Annotated in this window: 14 protein-coding genes, 1 tRNA gene and 1 pseudogene; 3 read left to right on the top strand and 13 right to left on the bottom strand. The window is 55.5% G+C overall.

The features are described from left to right. Window positions 1-1,277 precede the first annotated feature (1,277 nt). From C6366_RS03330 to C6366_RS03315, 4 genes are all read right to left on the bottom strand, one after another. A complete protein-coding gene (locus C6366_RS03330) occupies window positions 1,278-2,522 on the bottom strand; it encodes a DUF3089 domain-containing protein (protein WP_107735932.1) in 1,245 nt (414 codons plus the stop codon). Window positions 2,523-2,875: 353 nt separating this feature from the next. Next, window positions 2,876-3,343, bottom strand: a complete 468-nt coding sequence (locus C6366_RS03325; RefSeq protein WP_107735931.1) for a DUF1566 domain-containing protein — start codon at window positions 3,341-3,343, stop codon at window positions 2,876-2,878. Window positions 3,344-3,532: 189 nt separating this feature from the next. Further along, window positions 3,533-3,745: a hypothetical protein gene (locus tag C6366_RS19500; protein WP_107735930.1), complete on the bottom strand. Its 213-nt coding sequence runs from the start codon at window positions 3,743-3,745 to the stop codon at window positions 3,533-3,535. An 85-nt stretch (window positions 3,746-3,830) separates the two neighbouring features. Further along, complete coding sequence (locus C6366_RS03315; RefSeq protein WP_107735929.1) at window positions 3,831-4,238, bottom strand: pentapeptide repeat-containing protein; 408 nt, start codon at window positions 4,236-4,238, stop codon at window positions 3,831-3,833. 344 nt (window positions 4,239-4,582) lie between these two features. Here C6366_RS03315 and C6366_RS19495 point away from each other — a divergent pair, with 344 nt between their 5' ends. The 3 genes from C6366_RS19495 to C6366_RS03300 are packed head-to-tail and all read left to right on the top strand — an operon-like array spanning window position 4,583 to window position 6,479. Further along, entirely contained in the window at window positions 4,583-4,720 is a 138-nt protein-coding gene (locus C6366_RS19495) for a hypothetical protein (protein WP_158269620.1), read from the top strand. Then, window positions 4,701-5,174, top strand: a complete 474-nt coding sequence (locus C6366_RS03305; protein WP_107735927.1) for a LexA family transcriptional regulator — start codon at window positions 4,701-4,703, stop codon at window positions 5,172-5,174. Before C6366_RS19495 ends, C6366_RS03305 begins: the two co-directional genes overlap by 20 nt. A gap of 9 nt (window positions 5,175-5,183) precedes the next feature. Beyond that, complete coding sequence (locus C6366_RS03300; RefSeq protein WP_233248375.1) at window positions 5,184-6,479, top strand: Y-family DNA polymerase; 1,296 nt, start codon at window positions 5,184-5,186, stop codon at window positions 6,477-6,479. A 202-nt stretch (window positions 6,480-6,681) separates the two neighbouring features. Here the strand turns inward: C6366_RS03300 and C6366_RS03295 are convergent, their stop codons facing one another. From C6366_RS03295 to C6366_RS03260, 9 genes and pseudogenes are all read right to left on the bottom strand, one after another. After that, on the bottom strand, window positions 6,682-6,963 hold the full coding sequence (locus tag C6366_RS03295; RefSeq protein WP_107735926.1) for a hypothetical protein: 282 nt from the start codon (window positions 6,961-6,963) through the stop codon (window positions 6,682-6,684). 438 nt (window positions 6,964-7,401) lie between these two features. Then, window positions 7,402-10,479, bottom strand: coding sequence for a PAS domain S-box protein (locus C6366_RS20630; protein WP_368731475.1), 3,078 nt, complete (start codon window positions 10,477-10,479; stop codon window positions 7,402-7,404). A gap of 33 nt (window positions 10,480-10,512) precedes the next feature. Next, a pseudogene (locus tag C6366_RS20625) lies at window positions 10,513-11,148 on the bottom strand (PAS domain-containing protein); the annotation flags it as partial. A 384-nt stretch (window positions 11,149-11,532) separates the two neighbouring features. Continuing rightward, a tRNA-Leu gene (locus C6366_RS03285) sits at window positions 11,533-11,619 on the bottom strand. Window positions 11,620-11,700: 81 nt separating this feature from the next. Next, window positions 11,701-13,686, bottom strand: coding sequence for a transketolase (gene tkt, locus C6366_RS03280; protein WP_107735924.1), 1,986 nt, complete (start codon window positions 13,684-13,686; stop codon window positions 11,701-11,703). A 16-nt stretch (window positions 13,687-13,702) separates the two neighbouring features. Next, window positions 13,703-14,152 carry a ribose 5-phosphate isomerase B gene (gene rpiB / locus C6366_RS03275; RefSeq protein ID WP_107735923.1) on the bottom strand — a complete coding sequence of 150 codons (450 nt, stop codon included), beginning with the start codon at window positions 14,150-14,152 and terminating at the stop codon, window positions 13,703-13,705. A 24-nt stretch (window positions 14,153-14,176) separates the two neighbouring features. Beyond that, window positions 14,177-14,569, bottom strand: a complete 393-nt coding sequence (locus tag C6366_RS03270) for a hypothetical protein (RefSeq protein WP_146164755.1) — start codon at window positions 14,567-14,569, stop codon at window positions 14,177-14,179. Between the two features lie 95 nt (window positions 14,570-14,664). Next, complete coding sequence (locus tag C6366_RS03265) at window positions 14,665-15,465, bottom strand: hypothetical protein (RefSeq protein WP_107735921.1); 801 nt, start codon at window positions 15,463-15,465, stop codon at window positions 14,665-14,667. Window positions 15,466-15,496: 31 nt separating this feature from the next. Then, entirely contained in the window at window positions 15,497-17,206 is a 1,710-nt protein-coding gene (locus C6366_RS03260) for a tetratricopeptide repeat protein (RefSeq protein WP_107735920.1), read from the bottom strand. Window positions 17,207-17,239 lie beyond the last annotated feature (33 nt).

The raw sequence follows: 17,239 nt of genomic DNA, 5'->3' as shown, positions 1-17,239 counted from the left end.
TGTTTCTTGGAGAAGAATGGGGTATCGTTCGTACCCAAAGGGCAGTGTGTGGCGCCGATACCACGGGAAGTACCCCTCAAATCCCCCGGATGCCAAAGGACAAAAAAGACGAGGCCGGACAAACCGTTCAGCCTCGTCTTTTTTGATTTTATTAACCTTTTTTTACTGAGCTGGTCGCGCTCAAGTTGTTTTCTGGCTGGTCCGGGTTTCTGGCGACTCGATGGTCGACTCGATGAAGGACGCTGGGATTCTGGATGGGGGTATGCTGGTCGTGGATTGTGTCCACCACCCGGCCCGATTGATTGCCCTCCACGTGTGTCCCATCGCCACAACCAGGATAAAGTCAGACTCAATGGTGAAGATGATTGAATAGGGGAAGTTCGGTGCGAGGCAGCGCCTAAAGGGCGGATGAAATACTCGAAAAAGGAAGGGCGTCTGCCGAATATGCTCAATCTGTGTCTCGACCGCCTCACGGAACAGGCGACTGAGATCATTCTTGCATTCCTTGTAATACTCAATGGCCGCAAGGAAATCCACACGAGCGTATGGATCAAAGTGAATGCTGGTCACTTGATGAGCCGATCGGCCTCAGCAAAGACCTCTAGCGCAGAAACTGTTTGCCGCTTCCCCTCTTTGTATTCCGCGTAGAGCCGTTCATCTTCCTCAACTCACGCGAGATCAATGTCACCAAGGACTTCACTTCCCAAGGAACTGAGCAAACGGTCGGCAAGAAATGCGCGTTCCGTATCCGGCAGCTCAGCGTCTCACGCTCGATCCACTCAATGACTGCTGTCATCAGTCATCAGTCATCAGTTGCCTCCGATAAAAAATCTTGAAATCACAATACTGTATTACTGCGGCGGTGGAATATCGCCGTTGCCAAGTGGGGATGGTTCAGTTCTGATTGACACATTGGCGTCTTGTTCCAGATGATCGTGGGCATAATCGCGTCGTGTAGGGGCAGGCCTTGCGCCTGCCCTTCGCTCATATCAACATGGCGGCACGGCTGATCGTTTGTTCGTCGATGCACCTCGTTGCCCGCCCACCAAGGGCGGCCGCGAGGGCCGCCCCTACATTTGCGGCGAATTTTCACGGCAACAAAATGTGTCAACCAATTTTCCTGACAAGATGAACCATCCCGCCAAGTGCAAAAAAATAATCATTTAGAGTGTAGCAATCGGTGCATTGCTTTTGTTAAACAATAATAGATAGGATGCTATATACATATTTATGTTTTTACTTATTGAAATTGTCCCTCCAGTTTCGTGGCATCTACCTTAGTAGACTGTCCATTTTTTGGTGGCCACTTCATATCGGCCTATGTAATAGGATGCAATCCTGTCGATGACATTCAGTTCAAGGTTGAAAAAGAAGAAACTATAATCATAGTTGTGATACCAGCCCGGCAGCAAATTGTACGGTGCATTGAGATTTTGGTAATTCCCTGGTTTCGGCAGGGCGGTCGGGTCAATTACTAACGCGCCCTGATTGTTTTGTGCGCCTGTGAAGTTAGCGATCACTACGGCATCAACATCGACGCCCCCGATTAAATATTTTTTCCAGGTAGGCCAAACCTGGCCTTCTGCAAGTCGTCCGCCCGGAGGAGGCCCCAGTTGGGGATTAACGGGCGGCTGAAATTTATAGAAGAGAGCTCCGAGATTTTCTGTTGCGGGAACGGCAGTGGTCTCCATTTCATTCGGACCGCTTGCAGCCCAGGTTAGCGGATTAACGCTGTAAGCATTCGCTTGCACGATTCCGGTCGGCGAAGGACCGGTTTGTGAAAAATCACCTGGATTCTGCTGCGTGTTGTAAGTGATGATGCATCCGGTCTGTACCCTGCTGCTGCAGATGCCGAGTTGCGACAGAGCGGGGTAGTTTGATATATCATCGGCCGTGATAGACCAGCCGATCACGTAAGCGGCAACGAGTCTTTCGCGAAGTGTGGCATCTGAGAACCGCCTCTGTAAAAGCATAAGCAACAGGTTCGAACCTTGGCTGTGGCCTGCGAGAATAAATGGGCGAGGGTTATTCTTAGCGTCTTTGTTGTAATGCGACAGGAAATAGTCGAATGCGTCTTCTACATCTCTGTATGCGATTTCCAAAGCCATGGTCGCAGCCGCTCTGTTTGCTTCATTTGTTTTCCACAGCAGCGCCTCCAGAACGTTGAAACCAGCCGCTTGCTGAAAATAAGGCACATAAAGATTTGTGCCTGCTTTGTGAAAAACGCTTGATTTGGAAGCGACTTGAGTACTAATGCTCGGATCGGCTTGGGCCTGCCCGATGGTCTGGTTCCAAATCGGAGAATATACAGAACTATTGCTTTTTATATCCGGGAAGTAGGTTGTGGGATACAGGAAGAACACGTCCACAGCATGTGACGCGTTTTTCGGTAGAGTCTGCCAGTTTGTCGAAATAGAATACTTATTGGCGCCTGTTTCATTCGAAGATGCGTTCAAGGCAATAAGTGAATTCAGCACTACCAGCATAATAATCGTTTTAATCCAAATCTTCATGATTTTCATTGTTGATTCTCCCCTGGGTTAAGCATTTCTGATGCAGTAGCGCAACGTATTTTTGTATAATTAATTTTTTTTATTTAAAATTTCCTCCATTCAAGTTATCGTGAAAAAGCACCCAACCGGTGGAGGATGTCATAGCCAAGAATAAAGTGCAAGAGCCCATGCCGAGAACAAAGTTGAGGCCACCAAAGAGACATTGACCAGCCAGCCGGGTCGGCATCATTTTTTTCATGTTGTATGATTCAGGCACCGGTGATTTCCAATTGCATGGGGAGAGCCTATGCAAACGCATTTTGCTACTTCAACGGCATGTGTTTGGTGTTGAAAGACCAAATAACCCAAAGCTCCAAAGCATCTCACTGGCTGGCGCGGACGGGCCAAACGCCGAAGGCGCGGTGTCTGCTGACGTTGCCCCAGTCGCCATTGGACATGTTAATGGTACCCGCATAATCCGGAAACCTTACGTTCGTCTCACTTGACCAGTAGAGGGTCGATTGGACATCGGTGAAGGGATGTCCGCCACTCATTGCATGGTATATAGCATCAATCTCACCAATGCTCGGCAGCCTCCAGCCGCCAATTCCGGAGATACTGAAAGAGCTGAACCTGGTGAAGGTTTCATTCCAAGTCAACTCTCCAAGTGGATTGGCACTCTTGGTCCACATCAGTCCCGTCACCGTATCCGTATCCGTATCCGTAACCGTCCCGTTCCCATTGTCCACGAACCTCTCAGCCTGGGCTTCGCTTGTAATGACCAGCCAGGTCATGCAGAGCATGAAGGTCATGGCTGATGTTGTGAAAAGCTTTCTCCACATTTTCCGCATGGCGATACTTATTTTCGTATGGTTGAGGGAAAGAGCCTAATAAATGTGGCAATCAAGGCCACAGCTTGCGGATTTAGTCAATCCCGACTTATGAACATCCTCATTCCACTGCGGGCAATTGAAATCTCGTTTTTCCTGCATGAGACAAACGTGTTTATCAAGCATACATTGGTCGAGACAGCGTACATGTCAAAAACATCGCTCTTCACATCTTTTGTGCCAACTATTGCAGTTCGCCAAGATGCTGCTGAATGTCTCGTTGCAACATTTGTTGCAGACGAACAGTTCTGAGCAGCCGTGGATGCAATCGATGTAGGTGCCTCTCTCGGCGGCGTGAATGTTTAGCGTTGCGATGAACAACAAGGCCAGGGCCAGGGTCGCGGTCAGAATGATTTTTCGCATTTTCAATTTCTTCTTGTGGGTTGATGTCATGTTTTTATACGGTTTTTTCGCATGCATACAGAGGCCAAATTGGTTGTAATTTAGTCTAATAGCATGTCCCCCCAGGAGAGCATTCATCATAACAACCCCCAATGGAAGGAGTGGCACATGTGAGTTCATTATTAAACCAGGATTTAGCTCCGCTGAAATTGGCCCCGTCCAGGGTTGCGCCGTTCAGGTTGGCGCCCTGCAAGTCCGCCTGAACAAAACTGGAGCCAGTGAGGTTGGAGTTGCTCAAGTTGGCGTTTTTCAGGTTGGCTTTGTAAAAATTGTGCCCGCTCAGGTTTTTTCCGCTCAAGTCAGCTCCGCTCAAGTCGCATGAGGGGCAATGCCGAATTTTCAGCAGTTGCTCCAGGTGGTTGTCATTCCAGGCCCCGGCCTGGCCCATGAAGAGCAGGCAAGCCAATGCCGCCATTGCCGCTGCTCCCAAAATCTTTCTGCTCCAGATGTTCATGATATTCCGCCTTGGTTGGATGTTATTGATGTTTTACTGTCAGCACGATCCATGCCAGAGCAAAAATAGTACAATTTCAGTATGTTGAAAAAATATGCCAACCAATCAAGCCTCTGTTATTTGCGCCCATTTCGTTGGCACTGTCAACGCTTCTGGCAAGCATCACAGCGCCCTCATGCTGTTTGCTTATCACGCAGGGGTGGTGTGACTTCTGGGATGGATGTGAATATCAGGGTGCAGTTGGTGGGGCAATGAGGTTGGATGATCCAGCGCAAGCTTGTCCTTGGATCACTTTGCCTGGAGCCCGTCAGCCGCCTCATACTATGAACGGGAGCAACTCCCACGTGGACACCGAGAACCGCAAAGATCACTTCATCGTCCTCTACCTGAAGAATGCTTTGCTCTGTTTTCCCTGCCTGCAAACCATTGCCGCGCCTCTCGATGATCGCTACGATCATCCCCATGTCTCACGAAAATGCTGACACGTTGCGACAGGTTCCTCTGTCCAATGACTTGGCCCTGATTTCCGGCGTTGCCAAAGGTCTGGATGTCGAACTGCCGCTGTATTTGTCGCCTGTGACGGCGGGCTTTCCGTCTCCAGCCGATGATTTCCTGGAAAAGCGGCTGGACCTGAACGATTACCTGGTGAAGAACCCGGCGGCCACGTATCTGGTCCGGGCCACCGGCGATTCCATGCAAGGCGTGGGCATCCATGACGGGGACGTGCTGGTCGTGGACAAGTCCGCCGAAGTCACGGACGGGAAGGTGGTCATCGCCATTGTCTACGGTGAATTCACGGTCAAGACGTTGAAGCGGCGGAACGGGCACGCCTTTCTGGTCCCCGCCAATGCCGAATATCCCGAGATCGAACTCACGCCCGAGATGGACTGCGAGGTCTGGGGCGTCGTGACGAGCGTGATCCGCAAGATGCCCTGAATACGAGCCATGAAACAACTCAAGACCATGCCGCCCTCGACCTTCTTCGCCCTGCTGGACTGCAACAACTTCTACGCATCCTGCGAGCGGGCGTTCAATCCCAAGCTGCGAGGCAAGCCCATCGTTGTGCTGTCCAACAACGACGGCTGCGTGATTGCCCGCTCCAACGAGGCCAAGGCCCTGGACATTCCCATGGGCGCACCGGCGTTCACGTTTCAGCCTCTGTTTCGAAAGCACGGCGTCCACGTCTTTTCCTCCAACTTCGCCCTCTACGGCGACATGTCCCGCCGAGTGATGGATACGGTTTCCCGGTTCACCCCGGACATGGAAATCTACTCCATCGACGAGGCGTTCCTGCGCCTGGACCGGATGCACGACCATCCCCTGGACCTGGCTCGAAAGATCAGGGCCACGGTCATGCAATGGACCGGCATCCCTGTATCCATTGGCATCGGCCCGACAAAGACCCTGGCCAAGATCGCCAATCGGGTGGCCAAGAAACAGCCGGAACATGGTGGCTCGTTCAGTCTTGTGGACTATCCGGGTCAGGAACGGATTCTGGCGGGGATTGAGATCGAGGACGTCTGGGGGATCGGACGGCAGTACAGCAAGAAGCTGCGCGAATTCGGGATTCGCGACGCCCTGCAATTCAGCAAGTTGGACAAAGACTGGGTCAAAAAGCGGATGACGGTAAACGGGATGCATACCCTTCTGGAACTCCAGGGCATCCCCTGCATCCCCCTGGAACAGACCGTGGCCACGCCCAAGAGCATCGTTTGCTCGCGGACCTTTGCCAAGGCTGTTACGGACAAGGACAAATTGGCGGAATTGATCTCCGGCTACGCGGCCAGGACCGCAGAGCGCCTACGCGGCCAGAAATGCGTGGCGGGGCAACTTCAGGTGTTCGTGCTCACGGACCGCTTCCGGCTGGACAGGCCGCAGTACAGCAACGCGGCCACCGTCTCCCTGGCCGTGCCGTCAAGCCATACGTCGGACTTGATCCGAGCTGCCCGGAGGGTTTTGGAACAAATATTCAAGCCGGGCTACGAGTACCGCAAAGCCGGAGTGATGGTCTTCGGGATCGAGAAGGAACAGGGTCGCAGGCTGAACCTGTTCGAACCGTCGCCTGAGGAGAGGGCGCGGAGCAAGGCCGTGATGGACACCATGGACCGGGTAAACGCCAAGTGGGGAGCCATGACCATGCGCTTGGCGGCGGAAGGGACGGGGCAGCGGTGGGTGATGCGGCAGGCGCGTTTGAGCCCGCGGTTCACGACGGATTGGAGAGAGTTGCCGAAGGTTTTGTGAAATCCGGCTGGCTGGATCAGTACTCCGAAGGATCAAGAGGCCGCAAAGTATCCGGGTACAGCGCCTTCCACTCAGGGTGGTTGTTCCGGAGATTCCAGCCGATGCAACCCTCGATGTGCTTGCGCATCTTGGCGTCCACCTCGGTTTCGGCAAAGAATGCCGATTGACATCTTGCCGAAAGAACACTTTACACCGTACGGCCTCACTCACGAATGCAGCCCCAGCCGGAAACGGGGTCGTATACCTTTCCTGTTTTGACCAAGGTCTCGAAAGGCTGGTCGCCGATATAACCGCGCAGCCCTATCGGGTCTTTCGGGTCAATGAGCATATACATCTTGTGCAGGAAAACGAAATGATCCATGCAACGATGATTTCCAATTGCATGGGGAGGTCCTATGCAAACGCATTTTGCTACATCAGCAGCATGAGACGGGGCACAGAACGAACCTAGAACGAGAGCGGCAAGGAAAAGCATTTTTTTCATGATGTCTCCTTATGAGATGTTGTCAGCGGTTGAAAATGTGGTGAGTGGTATCGGTTGATTTTTTTCAGTCTCAAACCCCTCAAGTCGTGGCACTTCTGGGGAGAGTGGGCAATCCCTATTGAGTAACCATGCGGGTTGTCAATGCCTAAACCGGAGATTGATCGTGGAAGCCCTGGCATATTTGTTATCGTTCAAGCAAAAACATCAAGATCGTACCAGTACGTGGCATAGCCGTTGACGATCCACCGGATGCGCCAGGTTCAGATTTTTTTTTGCAAATTTCTCTTTCGTCATCCCGGCCTTCTTCCAGGGTCTGGCTGCGGTGTACTGCTTGCGGGATATGCCGAGGATGGCCCAGGGCTTTTCGGGGGGAGATTCGGGGTTAGGCATGGTTTTTGGGTAATGGGTTTGCCGTCCCTGGCGATTATCTCGGTGCTGTTATGCCTTCTCTTTGGATACCACCCGCTCCAGCACCTTCGTCAAATCCTCCATCTTCACCGGCTTGCCCAGGTAGTCGTCCATTCCGACAGCCAGAAACTTCTCCCGGTCTCCGAGCATGGCATAGGCGGTCAGGGCGATGATGGGAATTCTGGAATGCTGGGATCCTGGAATGCTGGAATTCTTCTCATCCTCTAACCTTCTAATCTCCTGCGTCGCCTCCACCCCGTTCAGCACCGGCATCTGCACGTCCATCAGGATCACGTCGAAGTCCTGTGCCGCGAGCAAGTTCAACGCTTGTTGCCCGTCCTCGGCCAGGGTCACGGTGTGCCCGGCCTTTTCCAGGAGTTTTCTCGTGGGAAAAGAGCTTGACTCTTCATCCTCGGCCAGGAGGATGCGCAGGCTCTGTTTGGTTTCGGTTTGCCGCCTTGGTCCTTGCTCGGTGGGAATGCTCACTCCCTCGGGGAGTTTGAAGGGCAGGAGCACCTGCACCGTGGTCCCTTTGCCGAGAGTGCTGGCCAGGGAAACACTCCCACCCATCAGGTCCACGAGGCGCTTGACGATGGAAAGCCCTAGCCCAGCGCCCTGATAGGATCGGGTGTAGGAGCCGTCCACCTGGGCAAACGGTTTGAACAGGCCATCCAATTTGTCCTCGGGAATTCCGATGCCGGTATCGGATACGGTCAAAAGGATGCGGCATTCGCTCGGCCTTTCGGAGGACATGGAGGTCATTTCTACCTTGACGCTGCCCTTGTTCGTGAATTTCAAGGCATTGCCCGTCAGGTTGAAGAGAATCTGCCTGACCCGCGCCTCGTCGCCGATAAGCCGTGTTGGGATGTCCGGATCAATGAAGCATTCGAGATGGATGCCCTTGTCCCTGGTCACAACCTGGAACAGGTCGGATACGGAATCAGCCAGCTCCTGGACCACGAACTCGGACTCATGGATCGTCATTTTGCCCGCCTCGACCCTGGACAGGTCAAGGATGTCGGAAAGCAGCCTGGTCAATCGGTTGGCCGAACCCTTGGCCATCTGCACATACTTTTTTTGCTCTCCATCCAGAGATGTCGTTTCCAGGAGTTGCATCATGCCCATCATTCCGTTGATGGGCGTACGGATTTCATGGCTCATGTTGGCCAGGAATTCGGACTTGGCCTGATTGGCGGCTTCGGCATGCTCCTTGGCCTGGATCAGGGCTTGTTCGATCTGTTTAAGCTCGGTCAGGTCGATATCGATGCAAAACAATTCTGGCGGCTGGTTGGGTCTCTGGACAATTGCATGGCTGGAATAGACCTGGATACGCGACCCGTCCTTCCGCTTCAGATGGAGTTCCGCCGCTGGAATTGAGATTCCGGTTTCAGACATGGATTTGATTTCTCGAACAACATCAGGTCGCATTTCGTCTGGAATAATCAGATCCAAAAGATTCTTTCCAATGGCTTCATCGGATGAAAATCCATAGAACATCTCAGATGCTTTATTCCAGAAGAGCGTTTTACCGTCCATTCCATATCCCTGAACCGCGACGGTGGGGACATGTTCAAAAAGATTGCGGAAACGCGCTTCGCTCTCACGAAGCGCCTCTTCGGCATGCATGCGGTCGGTAATGTCGGCAAAAATACAGGCGAACTGACCAGATGACGGTCTGAATGCCGTAGCCACGAAATGTTTTTGCAGCGCTACTGAAAAATTGTCGAAAACGACCGGCTCTCCTGTCAGAGCCACTTGTCCGTACGTCTTGATCCAGTGATCTTCAGTTTCAGGCAAGACATCCAGGACGGTTTTGCCTATAATGTCATCGCCTTTTAGTCCTGTAGCCCTCTCAAAAGCTGGATTCACGGCCAGGAATCGATAGTTCGCGGGCTCACCCGACTCATCGCAGATGATTTCATGCAGGGCAAAGCCGTCCAGCATTTCGCGGAATAGCATCTGATACTGCTCTTCCGCCCGTTTGCGCTCCGTAATGTCCTCAAAGGCGGCATAGACCTGAAAGGGCTTTGTTTCTCCAGGTTGGAACAGGGGAGTAGCAGTGATGGATAGCCAGACGTGAGCATTCTTGTCTGGATGAAACACCCCCCGGACAACAGGCCCAACGGTCTCGCCTGTGCGCAACGCGATCATGGCCGGATGATCCGTGCCTGGAACCGCTGTGCCGTCTTGCTTGATCATTCTCCAGCGCGGGTCCATGGATGTTTTGCCCTGCATCTGGTCCAAGGTGAGGCCAAGAATGCGCTCAGCCGCGGGGTTGGCCGAAATGATGGCGCCGTCGACTGCCTGGTAAATGACCCCCTGGGCCATGGTTTCGAAGAGACGGCGGTGTTTTTCCTCGCTTGCCCGGAGGGCTTCCTCTGCTCGTCTGCGATCGGTGATGTCCTCGGCAGCGCAAACCACGTACTCGACATCGCCCTGGCCATCCATTTTCGGCGTTTTGATGATGGATAGCAGCCGTTGCTCCCCTGCTGCATTGGGTACCCATTCTTCAGTGCGAATCTGCTGGCCCTTGGAAAAGACGTCTCTATTGCCTTGTCGACAGACTTCAACCACGTTTTGCGGTAAAAACTCATACATGTCTTTCTTGGCGATCTCTTTTGGGGAAAAACCCAGAAAGTCCGCATGGGCCTTGTTGACAGCCCCGTATGATTGTTCGCCTGACAGATACCATACTTGCGTTTGAATGTTGTCCAGAAGGATGCGCTGCTGCTCCTTGCTTTTGCGAAGCTTTTCCTCCGCTAATTTGAGGTCTGTAATATCCAGGGCAAAACCGATGGTGCCGATGATCTCTCCATTCTCGTTGAAATAAGGCAACTTTTCGGTCAGGCTCCAACCTTTCTGACCAGAGGATTTCATATGCCGTTCAGCGATATGGTGTATTGGATTCCCTTCCGCGATGACCCTGTCGTCGTCGCCACGGTACTTTTCAGCTATTTCCCGAGGGTGGACGTCAAAGTCGCTTTTTCCTTTCAAAGCGTCCAGTTCTATGCCGACAAGATCACAAAAAGCCTTGTTGGCATGAACGTACTTGCCGTCGGCATCTTTGCGCCAGACCATGGCGGGGACGGCATCCAAGATCGTGGACAACTCCTTGCGGGTCGTTTCCAGCTCAATCTCAGCCAGTTTTTGCTGTGAAATATCCGTGAGGACACCAACAATGCCAACGGCAGCGCCGTTCTTGACCAGCGGGCGGCTTGAGGTGCGCACCCAGAGGGTTTGGTCCGTTTTTGGACAGAGTCTGAATTCATCGGGTTCCAACCTGCCCTGCAGAAGATTTCGCCAAGCGTTTTTGACCAAAGGGAGGTCCCTGGGATCAATAAGTTCGAGAAAAATCCGGCCAAGTAATTCAGTGGCACTGTCCCCGAAGATATTCCTTGCGGAGGGACTGAGGTAGGTGATCCGGCCATCCATATCAATGGAAAAAACGACGTCATTAATGTTCTCTAAAAGGTCCTGGTGCTGCTGTTCGATCTGCTTGCGCTGGGTGATGTCGGTAATGAAACCCTGGTACTGGATGATCTTTCCATCAGAGTCGCGCATGCCCCGTCCGCTTCGTGAGACCCAGATCAATGAGCCGTCCCGGCGGACCATCCGGAACTCTTGATCCTTGACTTCACCGTGTTCTTCGACAAGACGCTTGAATGTTTCTCGATCGGCAGGGTCGGCATAGAGCTGCCCGCCGATGTCCACGATCGATGAGATGAGTTCTTCCGGGGTATCATAACCGAGCATCTTGGCCATTGTTGGATTGGCTGCAAGAAACCGCCCCTAAGGCGTGGACGTGAAGATGCCGATGGGCGCGTTCATCAGGATGTCGCGGGAGTTGGGGAAACTTGCTTGAGCGGGAAGTGTTTCGTGGGATTGCTTTTGGGCCATGCGGGGCTCCAGGGGCAGTGAGGGTTTGCAAGCAGGGCGGGCCAGGGGGGCTGCCCAATATTAACGCCTACAAGCATACGGACTATTCATTCTGTGACAAATTCGCTCTTCTTCCTCCATTCTCGACTACAAGGTCAAGCATGGGTTCAAAATGAGCCTTTTTTCGGTTTCGGCAAGTGTTCCGAAAGGTTAGATAATAGATGCGTGAGAAAAACAGAACAAAAAAAGGGCTTACAGTTTTCACTGTAAGCCCTTAAATTTTCTTGGTGCCGAGGGTCGGAATCGAACCGACACGGGGTTTCCCCCGCTGGATTTTGAGTCCAGTGCGTCTACCAGTTTCACCACCCCGGCATAAAGAGAGGCATCTAGCTTGGGAGTGGTATGCCTGTCAAGCTTGAAGGCGTTTGTTACCCATTGGTTCCCGTTTGACGGCTATGCGTATTTCGCTTGAATGATCGAGACGAGGTGTTCAGGGGTGAAGCCGTATTTTTTGGCCAATGCGCTCGCTGGGGCGGAGTCGCCGAAGTGATCCAGGCCCAGGACGATGCCGTCGAGGCCGACGTATTTGTACCAGGGATCGGAGCGGCCGGCTTCAACGGCGACGCGTTTTTGAATTCGGGGCGGCAGGATTTCGTCCTTGTAGGCCTGGGGCTGTTCCTCGAACAGCTCCAGACAGGGGGCGCTGACCACCCGGATTTTCTGGTCCGGAAGCATTTTGGCCGCTTCCAGGGCGAGGTGCACTTCGGAGCCGGTGGCAATGATCAGCATTTCCGGGGAGCCGTCGGCGGGGTCGTGCAGGACGTAGGCACCGCGGCGAGCGCCTTTGGCTGTTTGGGGGAATGCCTCCGGAGCCAGGACCGGGAGATCCTGGCGGGTGAAGAGCAGGGCGGATGGGCGCTTGTCCTGGGTCAGGGCGACTTCCATCATGATCCGGCTTTCCACGACGTCCGCCGGGCGCATCACCAGGAGATTGGGAATCAGGCGCAGGGACCAGGCGTGCTCCACGGGCTGGTGCGTCGGGCCGTCTTCCCCGACGTAGAAGGAGTCGTGGGTGTAGACGTGCAGGACCGGGAGGTTCTGGATGGCGGACATGCGTACGGCATTGCGCTGGTAGTCGGAAAAGACCAGGAAGGTCGCGCCGAAACCCACCAGGCCGCTGTGCAGGGCGATGCCGTTGAGGATGGCGCCCATGGGGAATTCCCGCACGCCGAAGCTGAGGTTGCGCCCGGTGGGGTTGTCCGTGCCGAAGACGCCGGTGGTGTCCCGGAACTTGGTCGTCTGGTTGGAGGGGTCCAGGTCCGCCGAACCGCCCACCAGATTCGGCAACTGGGCGATCAGTTCGTTCAGGCATTGGCCGAAGGCTTTGCGCGTGGAGACCTTTTTCGTGACGTCCAATTCCGGCCACGTGAAGGAACGATGGGAGGGCGGGGTGACGTGTTGATCCCAGGTCCGGGCAAAGGCGGCGTCCGTGGTCTTCTTTTTCTGGACATGCCGTTTCCAGGCGTCGACTTCCTTGGCCAGTTCCGGAAAGCGGGCTCGGAAGTGGTCCAGGGCGTCCTGGGGCAGGTGAAAGGTTTCTTCCTCCGGCAGACCGAGTTTGCGCTTGGTGGCCTTGATTTCGTCCGGGCTGAGCGGCGCGCCGTGGGTTTCGAAGTCCCCTTCCATGGAGGCCGTGCCCTTGGCGATAACCGTGTGGCCGATGATCAGGGTGGGGCGGGCGGTTTCGGCCTTGGCCCGGCGGATGGCTTCTCGGATCTGGTCGTGATCGTGGCCGTCAACTTCCTGAACGTCCCAGCAAAACGCCTCAAAGAGCTTGCGGTAGTCCGTGCAGTCGGATCGGTTGGTGGGCCCGGAGAGCTGAATCTGGTTGCTGTCGTAGAACACGATCAGCTTGCCCAGCCCCCAGTGTCCGGCCAGACTGGCCGCGCCCAGGGCCACCGGTTCCTGCATGTCGCCGTCCGAAGCCAGAACATAGGTGGAGTGGTCCACAACGTCCGTGCCGAGGCGGGCGGCCAGCATGCGCTCCGCTACGGCCATGCCCACGCCCATGGCCAGGCCCTGGCCCAGGGGGCCGGTGGTGGCTTCCACACCGGGGGTCATGTGTTCTTCGGGGTGGCCCGGAGTTCGGCTGCCCAGCTGGCGGAAATCTTGAAGATCCTGGATGTTCAGGTGCCCGACCAGGGCCAGCAGGCCGTAGAGCAGCATGGACTCGTGCCCGGCGGAAAGCACGAAGCGATCCCGGTTGAACCAGGCCGGGTCCCGGGGATCGTGGCGCAGGAACTCATGGAACAGGACATAAGCCATATCCGCGGATGACATGGGGCCCCCGGGATGGCCGGAATTGGCCTTGCGGGTGGCGTCCATGACCAGTCCCTTGATGACGTTGACGGCGCGTTGATTCGGTTCGGTGGTGTTCATGTGGGGCGATCCTTTCTTATGAATTGGCGTTCAGGGTTTCGATCTGCTTGATGCGGCGCTGGTGGCGCTCACCTTCAAAGTCAGAGGCCAAAAACACGTCGACGATGCTTTTGGCCAACTCGTCGCCCAGGACCCGCGAGCCCAGGCAGAGTACGTTGGCGTCGTTGTGCGCTCGGGTCATCCGGGCGAGGTATTCATTGGTGCACAGGGCCGCGCGGATGCCGGGAAAGCGGTTGGCGGCCATGCTCATGCCCATGCCCGTGCCGCAGATCAGGATGCCGGGATGTCCAGAGGTCAGGACTTCCCGGCAGACATCGCCGGCTACGAGAGGGTAGTCGCAAGACTCCTTGGAGCGTGCTCCCAAGTCCTTGATCTCGAAGCCCGTTTCTTGCAGATGGCGTGTGACGGCGGTTTTGAGATCAAATCCAGCATGGTCGGAACCGATGACGACCGTAGGTGACGACATATGTTTCTCCTTGCTCAGTTTGGGTCATGTAGTGGTCGATGTGGTTGATGAATCGGTGGACAATTTCCATTTTCGGACGCGGCGACCGACGTATTCGGCTCGCTCTTCCTTCAGCCGCGTCTTCAGGTAATCGATCTCATCCAGCAGAAAAGCGATCTGCTTGATGGCCAGTTCCTTCTCGTCGAAGATGTTCAATTCCTGATCGTTCTTGGCCAACTCCAAACCGGCTCCGGCGGCTTCGATCATGCCCAGGGCATGGTACTCCTGGCGCAACCGCTTGCGCAGCTGCGCGATTTCCCAGTTACGCAGCGTAAGCAGGAACAGCCAAGTCAGTTCGCTGCCAAGGACTTTCAGACCCAGCCAGAACGAACGGTGCAACGGAATGTTCGTGGCGTCGGGGGAGGTCGTGGTCGTCATGTTGCTCTCCATTGTGAGCAGTTTCGGTCTGCTTTTGTATTCCTTGTGGGTCATGAGGCGACCGAAAGGTCGCGGTTCGGCTCAATCCGTTGAGCTCAATTGGGGACGGTCCATACGGTGGAACCGGGGGGCACGTCCAGTCGCAGGTCTTCGCCCCGCCACGGCTCGACGTCGGTTTCCAGGCGCTGGACGCGGATCACCGCGGACTGTTCTTCCTGGATCAGGCTGATGCGACGCGGCCTGGACGGCGCGTCGCTTTCCCACTGGTTCACGGACACGGTCCAGCCTCCGTGGTCCGGACCGCGTAAGGACACTGGCCGTCCGTCGAAGGCCAGGGCCAGAGTCAGGGACGTGGAATGCCCGGTCACGTGGAATTCCAGCGTATCGTCGACCAGACGGACGGCCTCATATTCCAAAGGGACGAGAGTCCGCCAACATCCGAGAAAGATCTGAGCCAGGGTGTCCAGGCGTACCGGCATGAACAGCCCCGTGGACCGTGCACCGTCCTGAACATTGTCCGCGACGTAGGCCTCCCTGGACGCTGGAAGGTACCCGAGCCACCCGCCGCGGTCCTCCCGCCAGTGGGCCAGCATGGCGCCCACGCCGGCCTGAACGTCCAAGCGGATGGGGAAGTCCGTTCGACCCCACATGGAAACAATGAATCGGGAGTGCCGGTCAGGAGCGGAGAAGTTGACGCTGGCCCGCAGGGAGAAATCCTGGGGGTGACAGTCCTGAACGAATGAAGCCTGGAACAACGACCAGACGGCCGAGATTCGATCCGGATCGTCATATCCGGGCGGCGGCTTCGGGCCGCAAGCGCTCAGCAGGGCAAAAGCGGTCAAAGTCAGAAGCAATCGTGGCCAAATTCCCGAAACGACGCGGAAGACATAAATCATGAGGGGCGGCCCTCTTGACGCGGATCGACTCTCAAAGCGCGTTCAACTTTTGCCGTATCGCGTCAGGGTCTTCGGGCTGAAAGCGCAGGGCGTTGCGGTAGCCCTTGCGGGCTTCGGCGGTTTTTCCGAGGGCCGCGGCGATGTCGCCGTAATGTTCCCAGATGGTCGGATCGTCGGCCATGATCTCCACAGCGGACTTAATGTGTCGCCAGGCTAGGTCCAGGTTACCCAGCTTGAAATTCACCCAGGCCAGGGAGTCGATGATATGGCCGCTGCCTGGCTTGAGTTGCAGGGAGCGTTCGATGAGCACCAGGGCCCGCTCCAGATCGCGCTCCTCCTCGGACAAGGTGTAGCCGATGAAGTTCAGGGCTTCGGCATGGTCCGGATCCAGGACGATGATCTCCTCCATGGTCCGCAGGGCGTCTTCGCGTCGTTCCATCTGCTCCTGAAGAAAGCCCAGGCGATAGAGCACGTCCGTGTCTCCGGGCCACTTTTGACGAGCGATCTCCAGCAAGTCCGAGGCTTGGGAGGTTTCGTCCTCGCCCAGCAGTATCTCGGCTTCCAGCAGGAGAAAATCACTCATGTTCGGAAACAAGTCTTGCCCTTCCCGAGCCAGTAGCCGGGCGTCCTCATGGCGATCCAGTTGCAGTAGCAGGTAGCCTTGAAAGCTCAGCGCCCGGGCGTAATGCGGATGGTCCACCGGAATCCTGCCCAGGTAAAACAGGGCTTGCTCCGGATCATTGTCACCGTCGTAGGCGACCAAAGCGCGGTAGAAGTCGGCTTCCGGGAAGCCGTTTTCGTCGGGCAGGGCATCGAGCACGGCCCCGGCTTCCTGGAACAGGTTCTCCCGGATGAAGAGCAACGCGGCTTCCAGGGTGAAGCTCTCTCGCCCTTCTTGACCCAGAGCAAAGGAAAGCGCCTTGTCCGGTTGGTTCAGCTTGATGTTTACCTGGATCATGCGCAGCAGGATTTCCTCCGCGTCCGGGCGGATATCGAGAATGCGACGGTAGGTCTCCTCGGCTTGAACCAGATCGCCTTCGCTTTCATACAAAAAAGCCAGTTCGGCCATGGCCTCCAGAAATTTGGGGTCTTGTTTCAGGGCTTTTTTCAGGTATTCTTCAGTCTGCCGGACCAACCCGAGCCCGGAGTTGCTTCTGGCCAGCAACAACAACAACTCCGCGGTCCGCTCTGATTCAGGGATGACCTGGAGTACGTCCGCGGCTTGGGAAAAGCGGGAATACTGCAAGAGCAGGGCGGCCATGCTCCGACGCATGCCCCAATCCCGAGGGTGGCGTCGCAGGTATTCGTCCATGGTCGCGATGGCTTCCTCAACCATGTCGTCGGCAAGGTAGGCGTTGACCAGGGCGGAGGGCAGGGTCTGGTTTTCGGGGAATGACTCCATGGAGCGGCGCAAAGCCGCCCTAGCTTCGGCGTTCCGGCCTTCCCGCCAGTAAGAGTTGGCCAGTTCCATGGTTAAAAAAGGCGAAGGATCGAGAGCCAAGGCCCGAGACAAGGCTTCACGGGCGCCTTCCTGCTCGTCCGTGCGGGCCAGGTCCTGGGCTTCCAGGTAGGCCAGCACGGCCTGGGCCGAGGGCGTCAGTTCGTGTTCCGGGTCGGCGATGATCGCGGACGGGAAGGGTTCCGGAGTGAATTCAACCTTCGGGGCGCATGCGGTCATGGAAAAGGCGAAGGCCAGGCCGAACAGCAAGAAAAGACGCTTCAGCGGCGAATGGTCGGTCACGGAAATAAGTCCTTGTTACGGAGCGTTTGTCGA

It is taken from the genome of Desulfonatronum sp. SC1 (assembly GCF_003046795.1).
GTDB lineage: Bacteria > Desulfobacterota > Desulfovibrionia > Desulfovibrionales > Desulfonatronaceae > Desulfonatronum.
This window is presented reverse-complemented; position numbering and strand designations above follow the sequence as displayed.

What these genes read in the sequence shown, in the direction of transcription:
- C6366_RS03315 (WP_107735929.1), bottom strand. Translation starts at nt 4,238, where the DNA reads ATGAACATCTGGAGCAGAAAGATTTTGGGAGCAGCGGCAATGGCGGCA.
- C6366_RS03305 (WP_107735927.1), top strand. Translation starts at nt 4,701, where the DNA reads ATGTCTCACGAAAATGCTGACACGTTGCGACAGGTTCCTCTGTCCAAT.
- C6366_RS03295 (WP_107735926.1), bottom strand. Translation starts at nt 6,963, where the DNA reads ATGAAAAAAATGCTTTTCCTTGCCGCTCTCGTTCTAGGTTCGTTCTGT.
- tkt (WP_107735924.1), bottom strand. Translation starts at nt 13,686, where the DNA reads ATGAACACCACCGAACCGAATCAACGCGCCGTCAACGTCATCAAGGGA.
- rpiB (WP_107735923.1), bottom strand. Translation starts at nt 14,152, where the DNA reads ATGTCGTCACCTACGGTCGTCATCGGTTCCGACCATGCTGGATTTGAT.
- C6366_RS03270 (WP_146164755.1), bottom strand. Translation starts at nt 14,569, where the DNA reads ATGACGACCACGACCTCCCCCGACGCCACGAACATTCCGTTGCACCGT.
- C6366_RS19500 (WP_107735930.1), bottom strand. Translation starts at nt 3,745, where the DNA reads ATGCGAAAAATCATTCTGACCGCGACCCTGGCCCTGGCCTTGTTGTTC.
- C6366_RS03265 (WP_107735921.1), bottom strand. Translation starts at nt 15,465, where the DNA reads ATGATTTATGTCTTCCGCGTCGTTTCGGGAATTTGGCCACGATTGCTT.
- C6366_RS03330 (WP_107735932.1), bottom strand. Translation starts at nt 2,522, where the DNA reads ATGAAAATCATGAAGATTTGGATTAAAACGATTATTATGCTGGTAGTG.
- C6366_RS03325 (WP_107735931.1), bottom strand. Translation starts at nt 3,343, where the DNA reads ATGCGGAAAATGTGGAGAAAGCTTTTCACAACATCAGCCATGACCTTC.
- C6366_RS03300 (WP_233248375.1), top strand. Translation starts at nt 5,184, where the DNA reads ATGAAACAACTCAAGACCATGCCGCCCTCGACCTTCTTCGCCCTGCTG.